The 16,472-nt window shown below is 48.5% G+C and carries 11 protein-coding genes and 1 pseudogene; 7 read left to right on the top strand and 5 right to left on the bottom strand.

What is annotated here, in order from left to right; all coding sequences use genetic code 11:
* Positions 1–45: 45 nt before the first annotated feature.
* The gene (locus SHEWANA3_RS18965; RefSeq protein WP_086017274.1) at positions 46–2,172 is read right to left on the bottom strand and encodes a TonB-dependent receptor; all 2,127 of its coding nucleotides are present in this window, start codon (positions 2,170–2,172) and stop codon (positions 46–48) included.
* 196 nt (positions 2,173–2,368) lie between these two features.
* A complete protein-coding gene (locus tag SHEWANA3_RS18960; protein WP_011718404.1) occupies positions 2,369–3,214 on the bottom strand; it encodes a transporter substrate-binding domain-containing protein in 846 nt (281 codons plus the stop codon).
* Between the two features lie 254 nt (positions 3,215–3,468).
* On the opposite strand from SHEWANA3_RS18960, the gene SHEWANA3_RS18955 reads away from it, so the two are divergent.
* The gene (locus SHEWANA3_RS18955) at positions 3,469–3,726 is read left to right on the top strand and encodes a ribosome alternative rescue factor ArfA (protein WP_011718403.1); all 258 of its coding nucleotides are present in this window, start codon (positions 3,469–3,471) and stop codon (positions 3,724–3,726) included.
* A 272-nt stretch (positions 3,727–3,998) separates the two neighbouring features.
* Here SHEWANA3_RS18955 and rimO read toward each other — a convergent pair whose 3' ends face one another.
* Positions 3,999–5,441, bottom strand: coding sequence for a 30S ribosomal protein S12 methylthiotransferase RimO (rimO, locus tag SHEWANA3_RS18950; protein ID WP_011718402.1), 1,443 nt, complete (start codon positions 5,439–5,441; stop codon positions 3,999–4,001).
* A 420-nt stretch (positions 5,442–5,861) separates the two neighbouring features.
* Between rimO and SHEWANA3_RS18945 the strand changes: the two genes are divergently transcribed.
* Together SHEWANA3_RS18945 and SHEWANA3_RS18940 are read left to right on the top strand one after the other, a co-directional pair.
* A complete protein-coding gene (locus SHEWANA3_RS18945) occupies positions 5,862–6,572 on the top strand; it encodes an oxidative stress defense protein (RefSeq protein WP_011624181.1) in 711 nt (236 codons plus the stop codon).
* A 268-nt stretch (positions 6,573–6,840) separates the two neighbouring features.
* Positions 6,841–7,632, top strand: a pseudogene (locus SHEWANA3_RS18940) (class I SAM-dependent methyltransferase).
* Positions 7,633–8,287: 655 nt separating this feature from the next.
* Here the strand turns inward: SHEWANA3_RS18940 and SHEWANA3_RS18935 are convergent.
* Positions 8,288–9,214: a DUF2971 domain-containing protein gene (locus SHEWANA3_RS18935; RefSeq protein ID WP_011718401.1), complete on the bottom strand. Its 927-nt coding sequence runs from the start codon at positions 9,212–9,214 to the stop codon at positions 8,288–8,290.
* Positions 9,215–9,751: 537 nt separating this feature from the next.
* Entirely contained in the window at positions 9,752–10,855 is a 1,104-nt protein-coding gene (locus SHEWANA3_RS18925) for a phosphoribosylaminoimidazolesuccinocarboxamide synthase (protein WP_011718400.1), read from the bottom strand.
* A gap of 703 nt (positions 10,856–11,558) precedes the next feature.
* Here SHEWANA3_RS18925 and SHEWANA3_RS18915 point away from each other — a divergent pair.
* The 4 genes from SHEWANA3_RS18915 (at position 11,559) to nrfD (ending at position 16,385) form a co-directional block, all read left to right on the top strand.
* Positions 11,559–12,185, top strand: coding sequence for a pentapeptide repeat-containing protein (locus tag SHEWANA3_RS18915; RefSeq protein ID WP_011718398.1), 627 nt, complete (start codon positions 11,559–11,561; stop codon positions 12,183–12,185).
* A 391-nt stretch (positions 12,186–12,576) separates the two neighbouring features.
* On the top strand, positions 12,577–14,859 hold the full coding sequence (gene phsA / locus SHEWANA3_RS18910; RefSeq protein WP_041412810.1) for a thiosulfate reductase PhsA: 2,283 nt from the start codon (positions 12,577–12,579) through the stop codon (positions 14,857–14,859).
* A gap of 12 nt (positions 14,860–14,871) precedes the next feature.
* The gene (locus SHEWANA3_RS18905; RefSeq protein WP_011718396.1) at positions 14,872–15,438 is read left to right on the top strand and encodes a 4Fe-4S dicluster domain-containing protein; all 567 of its coding nucleotides are present in this window, start codon (positions 14,872–14,874) and stop codon (positions 15,436–15,438) included.
* Positions 15,439–15,440: 2 nt separating this feature from the next.
* Positions 15,441–16,385 (top strand): NrfD/PsrC family molybdoenzyme membrane anchor subunit, encoded by a 945-nt coding sequence (gene nrfD / locus SHEWANA3_RS18900; RefSeq protein ID WP_011718395.1) that lies wholly within the window; start codon positions 15,441–15,443, stop codon positions 16,383–16,385.
* Positions 16,386–16,472 lie beyond the last annotated feature (87 nt).

Here is a 16,472-nt window from a genome sequence, read left to right as displayed (position 1 = left end):
TGCGCCGTGCTAAATAGCGCTGCCACATTTTAGCGGCGGTGCTCATTAGAATTTGTAGCTAGCGCCTAATTCAAATGAGCGACCCGAGCCTGCGACTTGGCTAAAGCCACCCGTGCTATCGGCCTTAAATTCGGCAAGGTTGACGCCACCCAATGGCAGTTCGTAGTAAGTATCAAACAGGTTGTTGATCGCAAAGGTTAAACTCAGCTCTTGCCATTTAATACTGCTGCTTAAATTTAATAGCGAATAGCTGTCGGTCTCATTCTCTAAGCGGCGCTCATCAACCTTATCCTTAGTCGCTACCCATTGCCATGACAGACGGTTTTCCCAATCACCCAGTTGATGGCTAAGGGCTAACTCGGTTTGTAGCGGTTTGATTTGATAAAGCGGCTCGTTACCCTCATCGCGCTCGCCACGGGTGATATCGAGTTTCCCCTGCATCTGCCATTTACCGCTGTCGGTATCGGCTAATAGGTAGTTCGCACTCAACTTAGCGCCATATAAATTGGCATCTTCGTTGGTGAATTTAAGGATATTGCGTTTACCGTTGGCAAGGCCAGTACGGTTAAAACTGCCAATCACCTCGGCATCAATATAGTCGGTCACTGCGCTATACCAAGCCGTGGTCGAGAATTGCCATTCATCGCCCGCGAACTTGTAGGCCGCGCTCAGAGTGTGCGCCGTTTCAGGCTTAAGATTGGGATTGCCCACATAACCGTTACCGTCGCCATACCAGCCGATCATTGTGGTTGCCATCACGCCACGGCCCCAGCTGTAACGCTCATACAGGTTTGGCGCGCGGTTTTTACGGGCTAAGCCAAATTCCAATTGTTGTTTGGCCGACAATTGATAACGCGCCAACAGAGTGGCGTCGATAAGATTATCGTCTCGGCTTCTATCCATAGCATTAAAGGCTTTTGTTGCCTCGGCATCCACATTCGGCATGCCCATCATGGGCATATTGCTGTAAGCCTGCACTTCGCCCGTATCTGTGGTGACATATTCATAACGCACCCCGGCAGACAACCACCAGAGTGGCGTGAGGTTTTGCTGCCATTCGCCATAAACTGCGGCGCGGCGGCGTTCACCGTCGTTGATATTGATATAGTCATTGGGCGCCATCATAGTGCCGGGCACCGCTGGCCAAGTATCATCGAGTTGATAGTTATAATATTCCTGACCGACGAGTAGCGTGCTGTCATCACCCATAGGTAAGCGCCAATGCAGTTGGTAGCTGTAATCGCGACCCTCTGTATTCATTGGCATCTTGCCGATTTTTTCTGGGGTGAAGAAGCCCATTTCATGCTTCACGCTGTGCCAGTTTAACTGGGCGCTAAATTCACCGTCGTTGTCTAAATCTCGCAGATAGCGGACTAGGGCGCCGTAACTCTTGTTATCCGTCATATCCATGTATTGGTTAGGAAAACCTTGGAATGGGATAGCCTGGTGCGTTAGCTTAATCGCCAGTTGTTGAGTGTCATCGCGCCATGCCGCCGTTAAGGCGTGGTTTTGGGCGCGATAGAGGGTATCGAGCACTTTATCGCCGTGACCATCCTGGTAGCTATTGGCATCTTCATAGGCGCCTTGATAGCTGAAACTTAAGTGCTTACTGGCAATCCCAGTTTTAGCCCCGAGTAAGAAGGCATCGCTGGTGCTGCGGTATCCAGATGAAATCTCGCCGCTTTCAAAGTTGAGGTTGTCACTGTCGCTAAATTTAGGATTAAGGCTATTAACCTTTATCACCCCGGCGATATTGTCGCCGCCCACACTGACAGGGGGCACGCCCGCGACCACTTCTACCGAGCTGATTTGGTTAGCTGAAACGTAGGAAAGTTGTGGGTTCATTTGGTTGGCACAGGAAGCGGTGATATCCGCGCCATCGACGAGTACTTTAATGCGATCGCCCATCATGCCATTCAGCACGGGCAAGGCGGAAACGCCGCCCGCTTCGGAGAAATCGACGCCTTGGTCTTTCAGCAAGGCATCGGCCGAGCCTAAGGCATTACGGCCAAGACTCTGCTCGCCATGAACTTGAATACGTTCAATTTGAGTCTGATTTGTCTCGTCGGCCATGGCCTGTGAGGTAACCGAAGCGCCTAATGCTAAGGTCAGCGCGCTGGCGATTGCGGAGCATTTAAAGCCGTGGGGGATAGTTGAAGGGTGTGCAGCCATCGTTTTGTCTTCCATTCACTCGGATAAATTGCGCTGCATTATAAAGATCATCACAGTGTGACAGGTGCGGCATATTGTCGCAGAGCTTATAAAGACAAAGCTGAAATAGCGGCCGCAGTGCTAGCTAGCACCAAGATGAAGATAAGCTAGCAGCAATGTGAGGATAAAAAGCGGCGCGGTTTAACACGCTTTTGGATTAACCGAAGTGATTGAAGTAGATACGCTGGGTTTCCCCTTCGGCATCCATGGCGGCGAGTGCCTTAGCAAACTCATAGGCCTTCGAATCTTCGGCGAGTCTGTTGGGGCTGTTATCTGGGCTGACGGGTAAGTCTGCTCGGTAATTGGGGTTATGCTGCCCGCGAAAATGGCGGCTTTTTTTCGAAAACCCCAGATACATGGCCTGAGGCTGCTGGCAGCAATTAGGGTGCAGCTTAAATTGGCTCATGTCCCGCTGTTTAAGGTAGTAGCTGATGGTGGCCTGATCGTAGATAAAAAAATCCCCTTGGCTGGCAAGCAGGTAATCTAAGGCCTTAGGCACATCGAGTTCGGGCGGTTTACGTACCGACATGGTCTCTGGTAAGCCGTTAAAGTCGTAACTGCCGGGGGCGATTAATAGTGTCATCCCACTCTGGGACAACTGCTCTAACGAACTGATATTAGCGGCTCCCGCACGGCTAATGCCGATGGCGCGCTCCGACAGGCCATTAGGGATAAAATAGGCAAATTGGGCGCGCTCTTCACTAAAACTCAGGCCTGGGTAAAAGTCGATATTACCGAGTTTTAAATCCCGTAAAATCCGCATCTTAGGCGCCCGCGTGATCCTGAGTTTGCAACCAATCCGTTCGGCGGCGGCTTGATATATGTCGTGGTAGAAGCCTTGGTTATTTGGGTCGTGCTCGATAAAGGGAAGGCGCTCACTGGTGCGATACCCCATGGTAATGATGCACTCAGAGCTTGAAAAAGCCTGCGCGAGACTGGGGAAGAAGCTGAGTAACAAGAAAACGAGGCTAAGCAAAGGCCGATAAATAACTGCAAACTGCAAAATGATCTCCTTATCCCGTGATTACAAAGGGTAATCTTGCCGCCAATGGGCGAGCTAAAAGTACAACTAAGGCGAAGGCTTGTTAGCCTAATGTATTATTTTTATTGAATTAATCTATCATACTTTTTGATAATAAAAAGAGAGATTCTTTGCACTACTGCACAAACTCTGTACATCCTGTCATATTGCGCTATAGTGTCGCCGCAGGTCGGGTGAGGTGCATTTGGCCTGTAAATATTAACTGAGGAGTTCCTATGGCAAAGCTTAAAGAGACTAGCGTGCTCGAGCATGAAAATGGTCGCGGCACTATTACCGACAACGCACTCAAGGCAGTGGTGACAAGTTCACTGTTTAGAATGCGAACCGAAAAGCCGAAAAAGGGCAAAGGGTCTTACAACCGTAAAGCAGCAAACCGAAAGGGGTATCAGCACAGGGGCGATACCCCTTTCGACTTTATGGGGCTTGCCTCGCTGGTGCCTAGTGTTAAAGCTTTAAGTTTGCTCGCCTTGTAACTTGTTTTTCCCTTATCTCTGCTCGATTTCTCTTTGATTTTTATCCAGTAAGCCTCTTAACGCACCATTCCTGAGCCTATTCCTCAACTTATCTGCTCTGCCATTGGCAGCCTATTTCCTTCAATGCCTATCACTAGGCTGGTAACGATTGCCCATAAAAAAGCGAGCCCTTGACTATTAGTATTAATATCAAGGGCTCGCTATTTATGTTTTTAATCCGGCTAATCGACTGCTTAGGGCAAGCGCTTTAGTAGCACGCTTAAGTCGAGTGCTTAAGCCTCGATATCATCTTCTGCATCGGCGTCGACTAACTCAGCCCACAGATCGTGCTCGTCCGAGTGAGTGATCACAGCGCGGACTAACATGCCGGGTTCGAGTTCGGTTTCACCGTTGATAAAGACCATGCCGTCGATTTCTGGGGCATCGGCGAAGCTGCGGCCAATGGCGCCTTCTTCGTCTACGTCATCGATCAGAATATCCATAGTGCGGCCAACGAAACGGGCTAAACGCTCGGCGCTGATCTCGGCTTGGACTTCCATAAATCTGTGGTATCTGTCTTCCTTCACGTCTTCGCTGATAAGTTCAGCGATGGTGTTGGCGACTGCGCCTTCCACTTCTGAGTACTTGAAGCAGCCTACGCGGTCGAGGCGCGCTTCACGCAGGAAGTCGAGCAACATTTCGAAGTCTTCTTCGGTTTCGCCAGGGAAGCCCACGATAAAGGTTGAGCGGATCACCAAGTCTGGGCAGATTTCGCGCCAGCGTTGAATCGCTTCTAACTGACGGTCAACACGGCCTGGACGCTTCATCATTTTCAGGATGCGAGGGCTGGCGTGCTGCATTGGAATGTCTAAGTAAGGCAGGATTAAGCCTTCGGCCATTAATGGGATCAGATCGTCAACCCATGGGTATGGGTAGATGTAGTGTAAACGTACCCAAGCGCCCATCTTGCCCAGTTGGCGGGCAAGGCTAGTGATGTCTTGCTTCACCGGCATACCGTTCCAGAAATCGGTGCGGCCGCCCTTGTCTTTGCCGTAGGCAGAGGTGTCTTGGCTTACGACTAAAATTTCTTGCACGCCTGATTCAACCAAACGCTTGGCTTCATCTAATACGCTACCGGCTGGACGGCTATCTAAATCGCCACGCAGTGCTGGGATGATGCAGAAGGTACAACGGTTATCACAACCTTCTGAAATCTTTAAGTAAGCGTAATGCTTAGGCGTTAACTTAACCCCAGTTTGTGGGATTAACGAGGTAAATGGGTTGTGCTCTGGTTTTGGCACGTACTTGTGTACATGCTTTAACACGGCTTCGTAGCTGTGTGGGCCGGTGATTTCGAGCACGTCTGGGTGCACTTCACGAATTTGGTTTTCCTTGGCGCCTAAACAGCCAGTCACGATCACTTTGCCGTTTTCTTCTAGGGCTTCGCGCACCGCATCTAAGGATTCTTCAACCGCCGCATCGATAAAGCCACAGGTGTTGACGATAACCAGATCGGCATTATCGTAGCTGTTGGTGACTTCATAGCCGTCGATGCGTAATTGGGTCAGAATGCGCTCTGAGTCCACTAGGTTTTTTGGGCAACCCAAAGACACGAAACCGATGCGATTCCCGGTAGCACTTTCGGCATTAGCTAAGTCAGCACTCGCTGCTTCTAATGTCTTGGCTGGGGTCTCAAGCGTGGTTGTTTGCTTAGGATTAAAAGTTTCAACTGTCATGGTGTCTCGCTGATGCTGATAAAAGAGCGCCGTAAAAAGAGCGCGGATTATACCTGAAGTGATTAAAAGGTACAGTGTCTTTGGGTGAAAAGTGTACAGCCAAGAGGGCGTTTCTACCAGTTGTGGCGCGGCAGAGTCCGCTGCTCTGTTATCCCGCCGCATTTCATCTTGGGCGAATGGCTTTAAGGTTTGAATGGCGCAGTGCACTGCCGCTCGCCGCCGATTTAAAAAATTTTCAAAAAAATTAACCCTTTTTATTTTTGCCCGCGTTTATAGGGGTAGTTTGCATGATGCGCGGCTATCACAACGGACGACAAATCGTGCTGTTACATATTGGTACAGTGAGTCGTACTTTTAGCCGATAGCCGCCGCGTCAGAACCACGGCAGTCTCGCCTTAAATGATTTAGTTGGAGTTAATAATGAAGCATTCTCTTTTAGCTGTATTAGTGGCTGGTGGTCTTTTTTCTGGTGTATTTACCGCTAAGGCGATGGCCGCCGACGTGGATTTCCCCCATATCGAAACCATGGGAGTGAGCCAAATTCAGGTTGAGCCCGATATGGCCGAGCTTAATGTCGAAGTGGCCGTTACCGAGAAAGAGGCTAAGGCCGCCAAGGATAATTCGGATGCCGCAGTGGCGAAATTTATCGCCCGTTTAACCGCCGCGGGTATTACCAAGGAGCAAATCCAAAGCGCTAACTTAAATCTGCAACCGCAATATGTGTATGCCCAAGATAAGGCGCCCGAGCTGAGTGGTTATACCGCGAGTCGTCAAATCACAGTCACTATTAGTGATTTAGCCCGCTTAAATACCATTCTGGACTCCGCCTTAGAGGAGGGGATTAACAGGGTTAACAATATCGCCCTTAAGTCGAGCAAAGAGGCCGAGTATGTGGCCAAGGCGCGCCAAGCGGCCATTGTCGATGCTAAACAAAAAGCCGAAAGCTTAGCCAAGGGATTTGGGGAGAACTTAGGTAAGGTGTGGCAAATTCGTTATTACGATCAACGACCTGTGCAGCCCGTGATGTTACGTATGAATGCTAAGGCCGATGCCATGGGAGCCGCCGAAAGCTATCAATATGGTCAAGTCACTATCGAAGACAGAGTCGAAGTGGTTTATAAACTCAAATAAAACCGCAATGTGGGTATGGCTCTCTATCGCAATGGGCCGCTCAACTGAGCAGCCCATTTTTATATGCTTGGCCGTGAAGGCATATCCCACTCAGCGAACCGAATTGAAGAAAACACCTGCCCCATCTTTATCCTAGTGGACTGTTTATTGAATAAAATGGATTCTCGCGTTTTGTACTCGACTCTAGGGCGGAATTGCGTGTATCGGTTCTTAGCCAACTGATATATCATGCGCCACCCTTAATTGCCTATGGCTCCTGTTTGCCGCTATGTCTTCTAACGCGCTTTATACCGATCTTTCCGGTTATTACGATCTCATGTGCTCCGATATCAACTATCAACAACAGAGTGCGAGTATCCATCGATTGCATCAGTTCTTAGGCAATAATGGCAAGCAACACCTCGATCTAGCCTGCGGCACAGGCCCGCATGTGCGGCACTTTATCGACCTTGGCTATCAATGTCGTGGTCTGGATATTAATCAACCCATGCTCGATATGGCCATGCGCCGCTGCCCTGAGGCGCAGTTTAATCTACAGGATATGACCGCCTTTTATCTCGAGCAGCCAGTCGATTTAATTACCTGTTTTTTATATTCCATTCATTACAGTGCGGGCATCGAGCGCCTTAAGAGTTGTATTGCCAGCGTGCACCGCGCCCTAAATGACGGTGGGATATTTTGTTTTAACTCGGTTGATAAGCACCGCATCGATAACCGCTTATCGATTAAGCATTTTGCCGAGTTTGAGGGGCACCATTTTGCCTTTGAATCTGGCTGGCATTACAGTGGTCAAGGCGAAAACTAGTCATTAAACCTGAGTATTGCAAAGAGTCACCAGCCTTTTACTCAACAGGCTGATGTAGACGCCGATGCCGATACATCTGCGCATCAGACTGAGTTATGGCAAGACCAACATACTATGGTCGCGACCAGTTTTGCGGAGCTGCAAGCGTTACTCGCGCCATATTTTGAAGTGCATATCTTTGAACACGATTATGAAAAAATCGTCCCATGGGATTTAAGCTCAGGTAATGCGCTGTTTGTCTGTGTGAAGATTTAACCTTGGGTTGAAGATGGCAACTTTCTTACTTTCATCAGTCTTCTTTAGCTTATTTAGACTGTTGATGGTTCCTTTAGAAAATCAAAACCAAAGTCAAAGTCGTGGGACTTCATCTCACACTTGTTTATGTTGATGTATAGTCATTGCGGCCTAACGGCCGAGGTGAATCAAAGTCGTGGGGCTTCACCCCACACCCGACCAAAAGGGGAAAAACGCCTGTTCCCCTTTTGGAAATCCCCCGGCGTCCCTAGCGAAGTTAGATGCATTGGTTAGTGGCTTCGTGCTTATTCGAAAATCGCTAACGCTTCCGATGGTACATCCTGTACCCCGAAAGCTAACTCGGCATCCATGCCTCGCTCACGCGATTTTCTTCAGCGCCCTTCAGCAACTTCGCAGGGGAAGGTGAACTCCTGCTATTTAAGTGTTCGCTATTGATTTCCGAAAGAGTTGTGGTTTTCATATCTTCAAATCGGCGTACTTTAGGATATAGGATCACAGAAGATCTAAGATTTGATTTGAATAGAGCACAAGTGTAGGGACAAAATGGTACTCAGTTAATGTAACTATAAATTCTACGATAAACAGTAAAATTTTCCGATAAGTAAGGTTTTAGGATTCTAGAAATATTGTTCTAAGATAGTGATGTTCTATATCACTAAGATTTTTTTGTTATGTTAGGAAATGATCTGACATATTGCTCTAATATCCCAGCATGGTCTAATGCTCTCATCGGATTTCGGTATGCTGCATTTTGCTGATGATATTCTGTAATACAACACCATGAGCACATTTCCTTATCTGCAATAATTGGTTCCCTGCAGTTTTTACATGCATGAGACGCGGGGCGAATTTTATCGCTATCGAAGATGAAACTTTTGGAGTCTTTGGTAAGTAAATATGGTGTTGATGAGCTTTTCCCTATAGTCGTTTGAAAGTAAGGGATATTAAGTGAATCAGATAAATCTCTACACTTTTCAAGGTATTCCTGTTCTGCTTTAGAGCCAGCAATGATGGCTGATACGCAGTCGATAGGAATATTTAGGATCATGAGACCACCAATATTTTCAATATCCTCATTTTTTACAACAAGTCTTCTCTCTAACTCGTAGCTCCAACATGAGTTTTTTGTAAAATACGCTGAACTTAGGACACCTCTCCATAGAAACATGGTGTACCTTGGTTTTCCAATAAAACAAGCACGATGTAAAAGATTGGATAATTCTTCGCTAGGCTTATCTTTATAATCGACATCGTCTATTCGAGCATTTTCTATTGCTTTTAAAATTTTATTTTCATCAAATTCGATTACAAAACCTTGAGAGTTTTGTCCATAATGGGCCCACATTGGAGTTACAATAGGAGAGTTAGAAAAACAAGATGTAGGATACTGTGGTATCTCTTCAATTACTTCATTATAAAAAGCCAGCACTTCAGGTTCATCATTAAAATCTACAGTCAGAAATAGTTCATATGGATCATTATAATCTTTTGGATAAGAGCACTTCACACGACAGAAACCTTGTCTATAAAAGGCCTGCTCTAAAATTTTAGGACCAATATATTTATATATTTTTTTGCTCATTTCATTACTTAGATTGATGAGAAACGTATTTTATTAAGAGAATAAAAAATATTTTTAAAATAAATGGAAATTATCATTGTTGTAGGTTGTTATCAACCATTCCGCACAATGATACCTGTCATGAAGATCTGGCAAGCTCAAATCTTTGAGGATTAAAAGTTCACACTTTTGTAAGAGAAGTTCACCTCCCCTCGGAGTTGCCGCAGGGGATTGGTGTCCGTTGCGTGGTCGAGGCATGGATGCCGAGATAGCGTCAGTCGAATCAGGGACGAGCGTCTGACGCGATAGCATAAGGACGCTAAATGCCCAAGGGGCTTTCAACTCCGTTGGGGCGTCTTGGAGCATCCAAGGAGGATAGGACGAGCAGTCCTCCTTGGTCGGGTGTGGGGTGAAGCCCCACGACTTTGATCTTGTCTTAGATTTTCTCTGAATGAATTCATACACATAAATCCAAACCCAGTTTGAAAAACAAAAAAGGCGCCTAAGCGCCTTTTTCAATTTAGGTTGAGGGTAACACCCTAACCACAGCAGAGCTGATTAAACAATCAGATCATACTCTTCCCGTAGGATCTTGATGATATCTGCCTTTGGATTCGCTGGCAGCGGGATTGCCGCGCCAGTCACCTTCTCGGCGATGCCGGTGTAAGTGCGTGACACATTCATCATGGCCTCTAATGGCAGGGCGTTATCGCGGGCGAGGGCTTCGCGCTCTGGCATTCTGTCTTTGTTGAGCAGAATATCTGGATCGGGGAAGTGGTTCAGCAGGAACTGACGGAAGCCTTCCTTAGAGTTTTCAAGGATTTTACCATCGCGGTAGGCGGCGCCGTCCCAAATGCGGGATGAGTCTGGGGTGCCCACTTCATCCATATAGATCAGTTTTGAGTTGCCGTTTTTATCGGTCACATAACCAAACTCGAACTTGGTATCCACAAACACTTGGTCAAGGTCGGCTAGGGCCTTTGAAATCACCTTAAAACCATCTTTTAACAGCTTCTCGTACAGGTCTATATCTTCTACCTTTTCAAAACCAAAGGCTTGATAGTTGGCTTCGATATCGGCTCGGCTGATGTTCACATCGTCCTGCGCGGGCACACCGGGAATACCGGTTAAGATGCCTTTGGTCGAAGGGGTGATCAGCAAATCTGGCAGCTTTTGATCTTTCTCTAAGCCTTCTGGCAGTGTGATGCCGCAGAATACGCGCTCGCCCTTAGAGTAGGCGCGCCACATTGAGCCGGTAATGTATTGGCGGCAAATGGCTTCGACTTTAATTGGGCGGGCTTTTTGGACTATCCAAACGAAGGGATGCGGAATATCTAAAATGTGGCTGTCGGCTAAACCGTTTTCGGCAAATAACTTAAACCAATGATTAGAAATGGCATTTAATGCCGCGCCTTTACCTGGAATGCCTTTTAATCCGCCTTCACCGTGGAAGATGCAGTCGAAGGCTGAGATACGGTCGCTAATCACCATAATGGCAAGCGGCGTATCTTCGGGCACATTGTAGCCCTTGGTTTGAATTAAACGGCGGCTGTCGGCGTCGGTTAGCCAGTAAACGCTACGTACCTTGCCGCTATGGACTGGGCTGTTGGTGCGGATGGGTAAATCGTTGTTTACGGCTAATACGGAATCAGCAAGACTCATGACGAGTATTCCTTTGGATAGAGAGTGTAGGGACAAGTTTTTTATTCGTTGCGGTGTGCATAAGCCGTAAATGCTTTGCCACCTTTTTATTATTGACCAATAGCTTATCGCTCAGTGCGCACAAGAGATTGGTGAGGTTAAAACGTAAAGCGAATAGGATATTTTCGGGCGATAGGCAGGAGAGAGAAGGTCGGGATAAGGGGTAAAAATAGCACGCAGAGCAAGGTTGGCGCCAGAGAGAATCTGGTCTGTTCAAGCGGGGAAACCCCGTGCCATTTTGCTCGAAAAGGCTAACCATTAATCCGAGAGAACCTTGTTAGACAGCCGCGAAAAGTGGCGCCATTTTACCTTTATTCGCAAAATTTTCCACGGCTATTTATGCACATCTGTGCGGCGTGTCGGTGTAAATTTGGTCAGGGATCAATGTGGCAGCAGAAAATACTTCCCATAAAACCCGAGCCGAGGAATCGCGAAGCTTGAGTTTAAAGTGTGACTCGCTAAGCCTCAGAATGGTATTAATCCCAATATAGGCATGCAGTTAGCTCAGTAAATCGGGGTAATATAGGTGGTCTGAATAAAGCGAGTGGCTAAGCAGCTATACCGCGTGGCCTTTTGCGTTAACGCCCATTTTTTGTGAATTGAAAAACACAGTTTGCCCATCAGCCCTTAGCCTAGGTAGGGATGACACAGATAGAGGTAGTCAATGACAGATGTAAAAACGCCGATGATGGCGCGCGCCGCCTCCGAGGGGCGATATTTTTTCTCAAAGCAATTTATCGCCTTAGCCGAGAGCCAAACCCTGTGGCAGGATCTGGAGTTTGAAGAGTGTGAATTCCACGATTGTCAGTTTAGCGACAGCACATTCCGTAACTGCAAGTTTATCGATTGCCGTTTTGTGGGGTGTAATTTGAGCCTGCTCAAGGTGCCCTTAAGCCAATTTAACGGCGTGCGTTTTGAAGAATGTAAGTTGGTGGGCATAGATTGGACTCGTGCCGCTTGGCCGAGATTATCCTTTGCGGCGCCTTTTAGCTTTAGAACCTGCATCTTAAACGACAGCTCTTTTATGGGGCTTAAGCTCGATGAAATGGTGCTCGAGGGCTGTAAGGCGCAGGATGTGGATTTCCGGGAGGGCAAGTTTAATCGCGCCAACTTTAGTTACAGCGATTTTCGCCACAGTTTATTTGGCCGCACCGAGTTGATGGAGGCGGATTTCTCCGAGGCGACCGATTACGATATCGATATTTTTAACAATAAAATCAAGGGCGCTAAGTTTAGCCGTGACGAAGCCATTCGTTTACTCAATGGCTTAGAGATCACCCTAGTCGATTAAGCTGCTATTTTACCGAGCTTGTTTTGGTCAGTTTTAAGATTTTTTTAGCCCGTTTTTTATCTCAAAATGTTGGCGAGTGGTTCCCCAAATGGCTCGCCAATTCTATTGATCCTATTCACGAATTTTTAGACCATTTTTAACTTTTAGTTGCCGCAGATCACACTCAACTTGCCTATGTGGTTTACCACAATATCCGCTTACCCCTTTAGGGATAACAATCACTCTGGAACAGCAAAATGCCAGCGTGCCCAAGGTCATTGGTGCAAGTGCATTGGCGTAAATAACTAAAAACCTGTGAGCGAATTTAGCCTTTAACCGCAGCGGTGACAAAAGCCTAAGTTTGCGTGTGCCAACTGGCGCATTAGGGTGGATGAGTGTGATGGAGGTAACCATGATTGAGCTTAATAGGCGAACCTTTTTAAAGGGCGCTGGGGCCAGCGGTGCAACGTGCGCCTTGGCTAGCCTGCTGCCAGGCAGCTTAGCGGCATTAGAGAGCAAGCAGCTAAAGGGTATGGGCAAAGACATTGCCAGTATCTGTGAGATGTGTTCGACTCGCTGCCCGATTTCGGCGCGGGTGATTGAGGGTAAAAACGTTTTTATCAGCGGCAATAAGGCGGCCAAATCCTTTGGTGGTAAAGTCTGTGCCCGGGGCGGCGCTGGCCATAGTTTACTTTACGACCCACAGCGGATTGTGAAGCCACTCAAGCGGGTTGGCGAGCGCGGCGAGGGTAAGTGGGCGGAGATCTCTTGGGATGAAGCCTATCAACTGATTGCCGATAATCTCAATAAAATCAAGCAAGCTTATGGCCCTGAGGCGGTAGCATTTTCCTCTAAATCCGGTTCGCAAGAAAAACACTTATTCCATCTCGCCACCGCCTTTGGCAGCCCGAATACTTTTACCCATGCCTCAACTTGCCCCGGTGGTTACGAGATTGCCGCTAAGGCCATGTTTGGCACTAAGGTGAAGCGCGATTTAAGCAACTCCAAATACATCATTAACTTCGGCCATAACCTGTACGAAGGCATCAACATGTCCGAAACCCGCGGCATGATGGCGGCGCAAATGGATAAAGGTGCCAAGCTGGTGGTATTTGAGCCAAGATTCTCCATCGTCGCCGATAAGGCCGATGAATGGTATGCGATCCGCCCCGGCACCGATGTGGCGGTGGCTTTAGCGCTTTGCCATGTATTGATTGAAGATAATCTCTACGACAAGGCCTTTATCGAGCGCTATGTGGAAGGGTTTGATGCCTTCGCCGCCGAAGTGAAAGCCTATACCCCTGAGTGGGCCGAAACCGTTTCCGATGTGCCCGCCAAAGATATTCGCCGTATCGCCCACGAATATGCGGCCAAGGCGCCCCATGCTGTGGTGGATTTTGGTCACAGAGCCACCTTTACCACCGAAGAGTTTGAAATGCGCCGCGCCTTGTACGCTGCCAATATCTTGATTGGCAATATCGAGCGTAAGGGCGGTATCTACCTAGGTCAAAAGCCTGGCGATTATAACAAGCTGGCGGGAGAAAGCGTGGCGCCCGTATTGGGTAAACCCGGCGTAAAAGATATGCCTAAGTCTGCGGCGAAACGTATCGACCAAGTGGAAGAGCAGTACGCCATGATGTGGTCATCGGGCGGGGTTTACCAAACCATCCTCGATGCGACCTTAAGTGCCGTGCCCTACCAATTACACGGTTGGGTGATGTCCCGTACTAACCCCATGCAAACCATGACCGACAGGGCGCGTGTGGTCGAAGCCTTGAAAAAGCTCGACTTTGTTGCCGTGTGCGATGTGTATATCAGCGAAACCGCCGCCTATGCCGACGTGATTTTACCCGAGTCGACTTACCTTGAGCGCGATGAGGAAATCGCCGACAAGTCGGGTAAAAATCCAGCCTACTATGTGCGCCAACGCGTGGTGGAAACCCTAGGCGACACTAAGCCCTCATGGCAAATCTTTAAGGATATTGGCCATAAGCTAGGGCTAAGTGAATTCTACCCTTGGGACAATATGGAAACCCTGCAACTGCTGCAGGTGAATCGCGATACCGCACTGCTGCGCCGCATTAAGGACGAAGGTTTTGTTAGCTTTGGTAAGCCCATCATGCTGCGCGAACCTAAGATGGTGGCCGAGTTTACTAAGGCTTACGCCAATGCCAAACCCGTCGATGAAGATGGCACCTACGGCAGTTTACTCAGCTTTAAAACCCCAAGCGGCAAGATTGAATTGACCTCTGCTAAGGTCGAAGCCATGGCGCCAGGACGCGGGGTGATTAAGTTCCGTGAAGTGCATTTGAAGAAAGCCGATGAGCTGTACTTTATCCAAGGCAAGGTCGCCGTGCATACCAATGGCGCGACTCACAATATCCCCATGCTGGCTAACCTGATGTCGGATAACGCCATTTGGGTGCATCCCGTCACGGCGGGCAAGTTAGGGATCAGCAATGGTGATCCGATTCGGTTAACCAGCAGCGTGGGTAGCGAAGAGGGCCACGCCTTAGTCACTCCGGGCATTCGCCCCGATACCGTGTTTGCCTATATGGGCTTTGGCTCTAAAAACAAAGAGTTGGTTAGAGCGACAGGTAAAGGTATCCACTGCGGAAACTTACTGCCCCATCAAACAGCCCCTGTGTGTGGCATGAATATTCATACGACAGGCGTCACGCTGGCAAAACGCTAATTGGAGGCTCAAATGACGAAAAGATATGTGATGGTGCACGATGAGAACAAGTGCATCGGCTGCCAAGCCTGTAACGTGGCCTGCCGCAGTGAAAACGGCGTTCCAGAAGGGGTGACCCGTTTGCAGGTGAGAGTCGAAGGACCCTATGGCGAAATGCCACACCTGCACTTTAAGTACCACAGGGTGTCGTGTCAGCAGTGTGAAGATGCACCTTGTGTGAAGGTGTGCCCAACGGGCGCGGCCTATGTGGGCGAGGATGGCATTGTCTCCATCCATGGCGATAAGTGTGTGGGTTGTATGTACTGCGTGGCGGCGTGTCCCTACAAGGTACGTTTTATGAACCCAGAAACCAAAGTGGCTGATAAGTGTAACTTCTGTAAGGACACGCGTTTGGCCCGGGGTGAAGAGCCCGCCTGTGTGACTGTATGTCCGACCGATGCCTTAGTCTTTGGCGATGCCAACGATCCACAGAGTGAGGTCGCTATGCTACTAAACACTAAGATCACTTACCAAGATAAGACCCATTTAGGCACCAAGCCTAGGGTATATCGCGTTCCTACCAAAAGAGGGGGGATTTGATTATGAACAATACTTGGGGCGATATGGCGCAATATGATCCCGTCACTTGGCATTGGATCATCGCCGTGTATCTGTTTATGGCGGGCTTATCCGCCGGAAGTTTGCTGATTGGTATCGGTTTGCGTTGGTTTAATAAGGAGCAAGCGCAGGGGGAGACCAGTATTCTCAAGGCCGCCGCCATTATTGGCCCTGTGGCCATTTGCCTAGGCTTGGCATGTTTAGTGTTTGATTTAACGAAGCCTTTCCACTTCTGGCTGATTTTAATCAACTATAACTTCCAGTCCGTTATGGCGATTGGGGTATTAGCGCTACTGGCTTACTCACCCTTGGCATTTGCCTACGCGATTCTTGTGCTGCGTGACGAACTGCCAAAGTGGGGCTTAGGTTTTTTAGTGCCTATCGCTAAGCTGCTGATGCCCTTTAGAAAGCTGATTGAAGTGCTGCTGTTTATCCTCGCGATTGGTGTAGGCGCTTACACAGGCTTCTTAATTTCGGCCATGAATGCCTATCCAATGCTGAACACTGCGGTATTGCCGGCGCTGTTCTTAGTCTCTGGTTTATCGGCTGGCGCTGCCGCCAATGCGGTGCTGGCGCTGGTGATGTTCAAGACCGATAGCCACGACAAGACCTTAGCCAAAATGCATGGCTTAGAGCTGCCAGTGATGGCCATCGAAATCATGTTCCTGTTTATGTTGTTCTGCGCCTTGTACTTTAAGGGCGGCGCGGCGGCTGCGGCGCTGGCATCACTCACCTCTGGCGTGTGGGCAAGCGTATTCTGGATTGGCGTGGTCGGGATTGGTTTTGGTATTCCTTTGCTGTTTATGCTGTTGCCTGCCGCGACTCGCCATAGCAAGGGCGCGATGATCATGGTGGCCTGCGCCAGCTTAACCGGCGTGTTAGCACTGAGACACTTTATTGTGTATGCGGGGCAAAGCTATCTAAGTTAGTGCTCTGGTGAACTGCAATCTCGATGGGATAAGTCACACATCCCCTGCAAGCAAAAAGCACCGGTAACGGTGCTTTTTTATGGCGGC

It is taken from the genome of Shewanella sp. ANA-3 (genome assembly GCF_000203935.1).
GTDB lineage: Bacteria > Pseudomonadota > Gammaproteobacteria > Enterobacterales > Shewanellaceae > Shewanella.
The sequence above is the reverse complement of the archived record's forward strand: the minus strand, read 5'-3'. Positions and strand labels throughout refer to the sequence as shown.

What these genes read in the sequence shown, in the direction of transcription:
- SHEWANA3_RS18965 (WP_086017274.1), bottom strand. Translation starts at nt 2,172, where the DNA reads ATGGCTGCACACCCTTCAACTATCCCCCACGGCTTTAAATGCTCCGCA.
- SHEWANA3_RS18955 (WP_011718403.1), top strand. Translation starts at nt 3,469, where the DNA reads ATGGCAAAGCTTAAAGAGACTAGCGTGCTCGAGCATGAAAATGGTCGC.
- rimO (WP_011718402.1), bottom strand. Translation starts at nt 5,441, where the DNA reads ATGACAGTTGAAACTTTTAATCCTAAGCAAACAACCACGCTTGAGACC.
- SHEWANA3_RS18945 (WP_011624181.1), top strand. Translation starts at nt 5,862, where the DNA reads ATGAAGCATTCTCTTTTAGCTGTATTAGTGGCTGGTGGTCTTTTTTCT.
- SHEWANA3_RS18935 (WP_011718401.1), bottom strand. Translation starts at nt 9,214, where the DNA reads ATGAGCAAAAAAATATATAAATATATTGGTCCTAAAATTTTAGAGCAG.
- SHEWANA3_RS18925 (WP_011718400.1), bottom strand. Translation starts at nt 10,855, where the DNA reads ATGAGTCTTGCTGATTCCGTATTAGCCGTAAACAACGATTTACCCATC.
- SHEWANA3_RS18915 (WP_011718398.1), top strand. Translation starts at nt 11,559, where the DNA reads ATGACAGATGTAAAAACGCCGATGATGGCGCGCGCCGCCTCCGAGGGG.
- phsA (WP_041412810.1), top strand. Translation starts at nt 12,577, where the DNA reads ATGATTGAGCTTAATAGGCGAACCTTTTTAAAGGGCGCTGGGGCCAGC.
- SHEWANA3_RS18905 (WP_011718396.1), top strand. Translation starts at nt 14,872, where the DNA reads ATGACGAAAAGATATGTGATGGTGCACGATGAGAACAAGTGCATCGGC.
- nrfD (WP_011718395.1), top strand. Translation starts at nt 15,441, where the DNA reads ATGAACAATACTTGGGGCGATATGGCGCAATATGATCCCGTCACTTGG.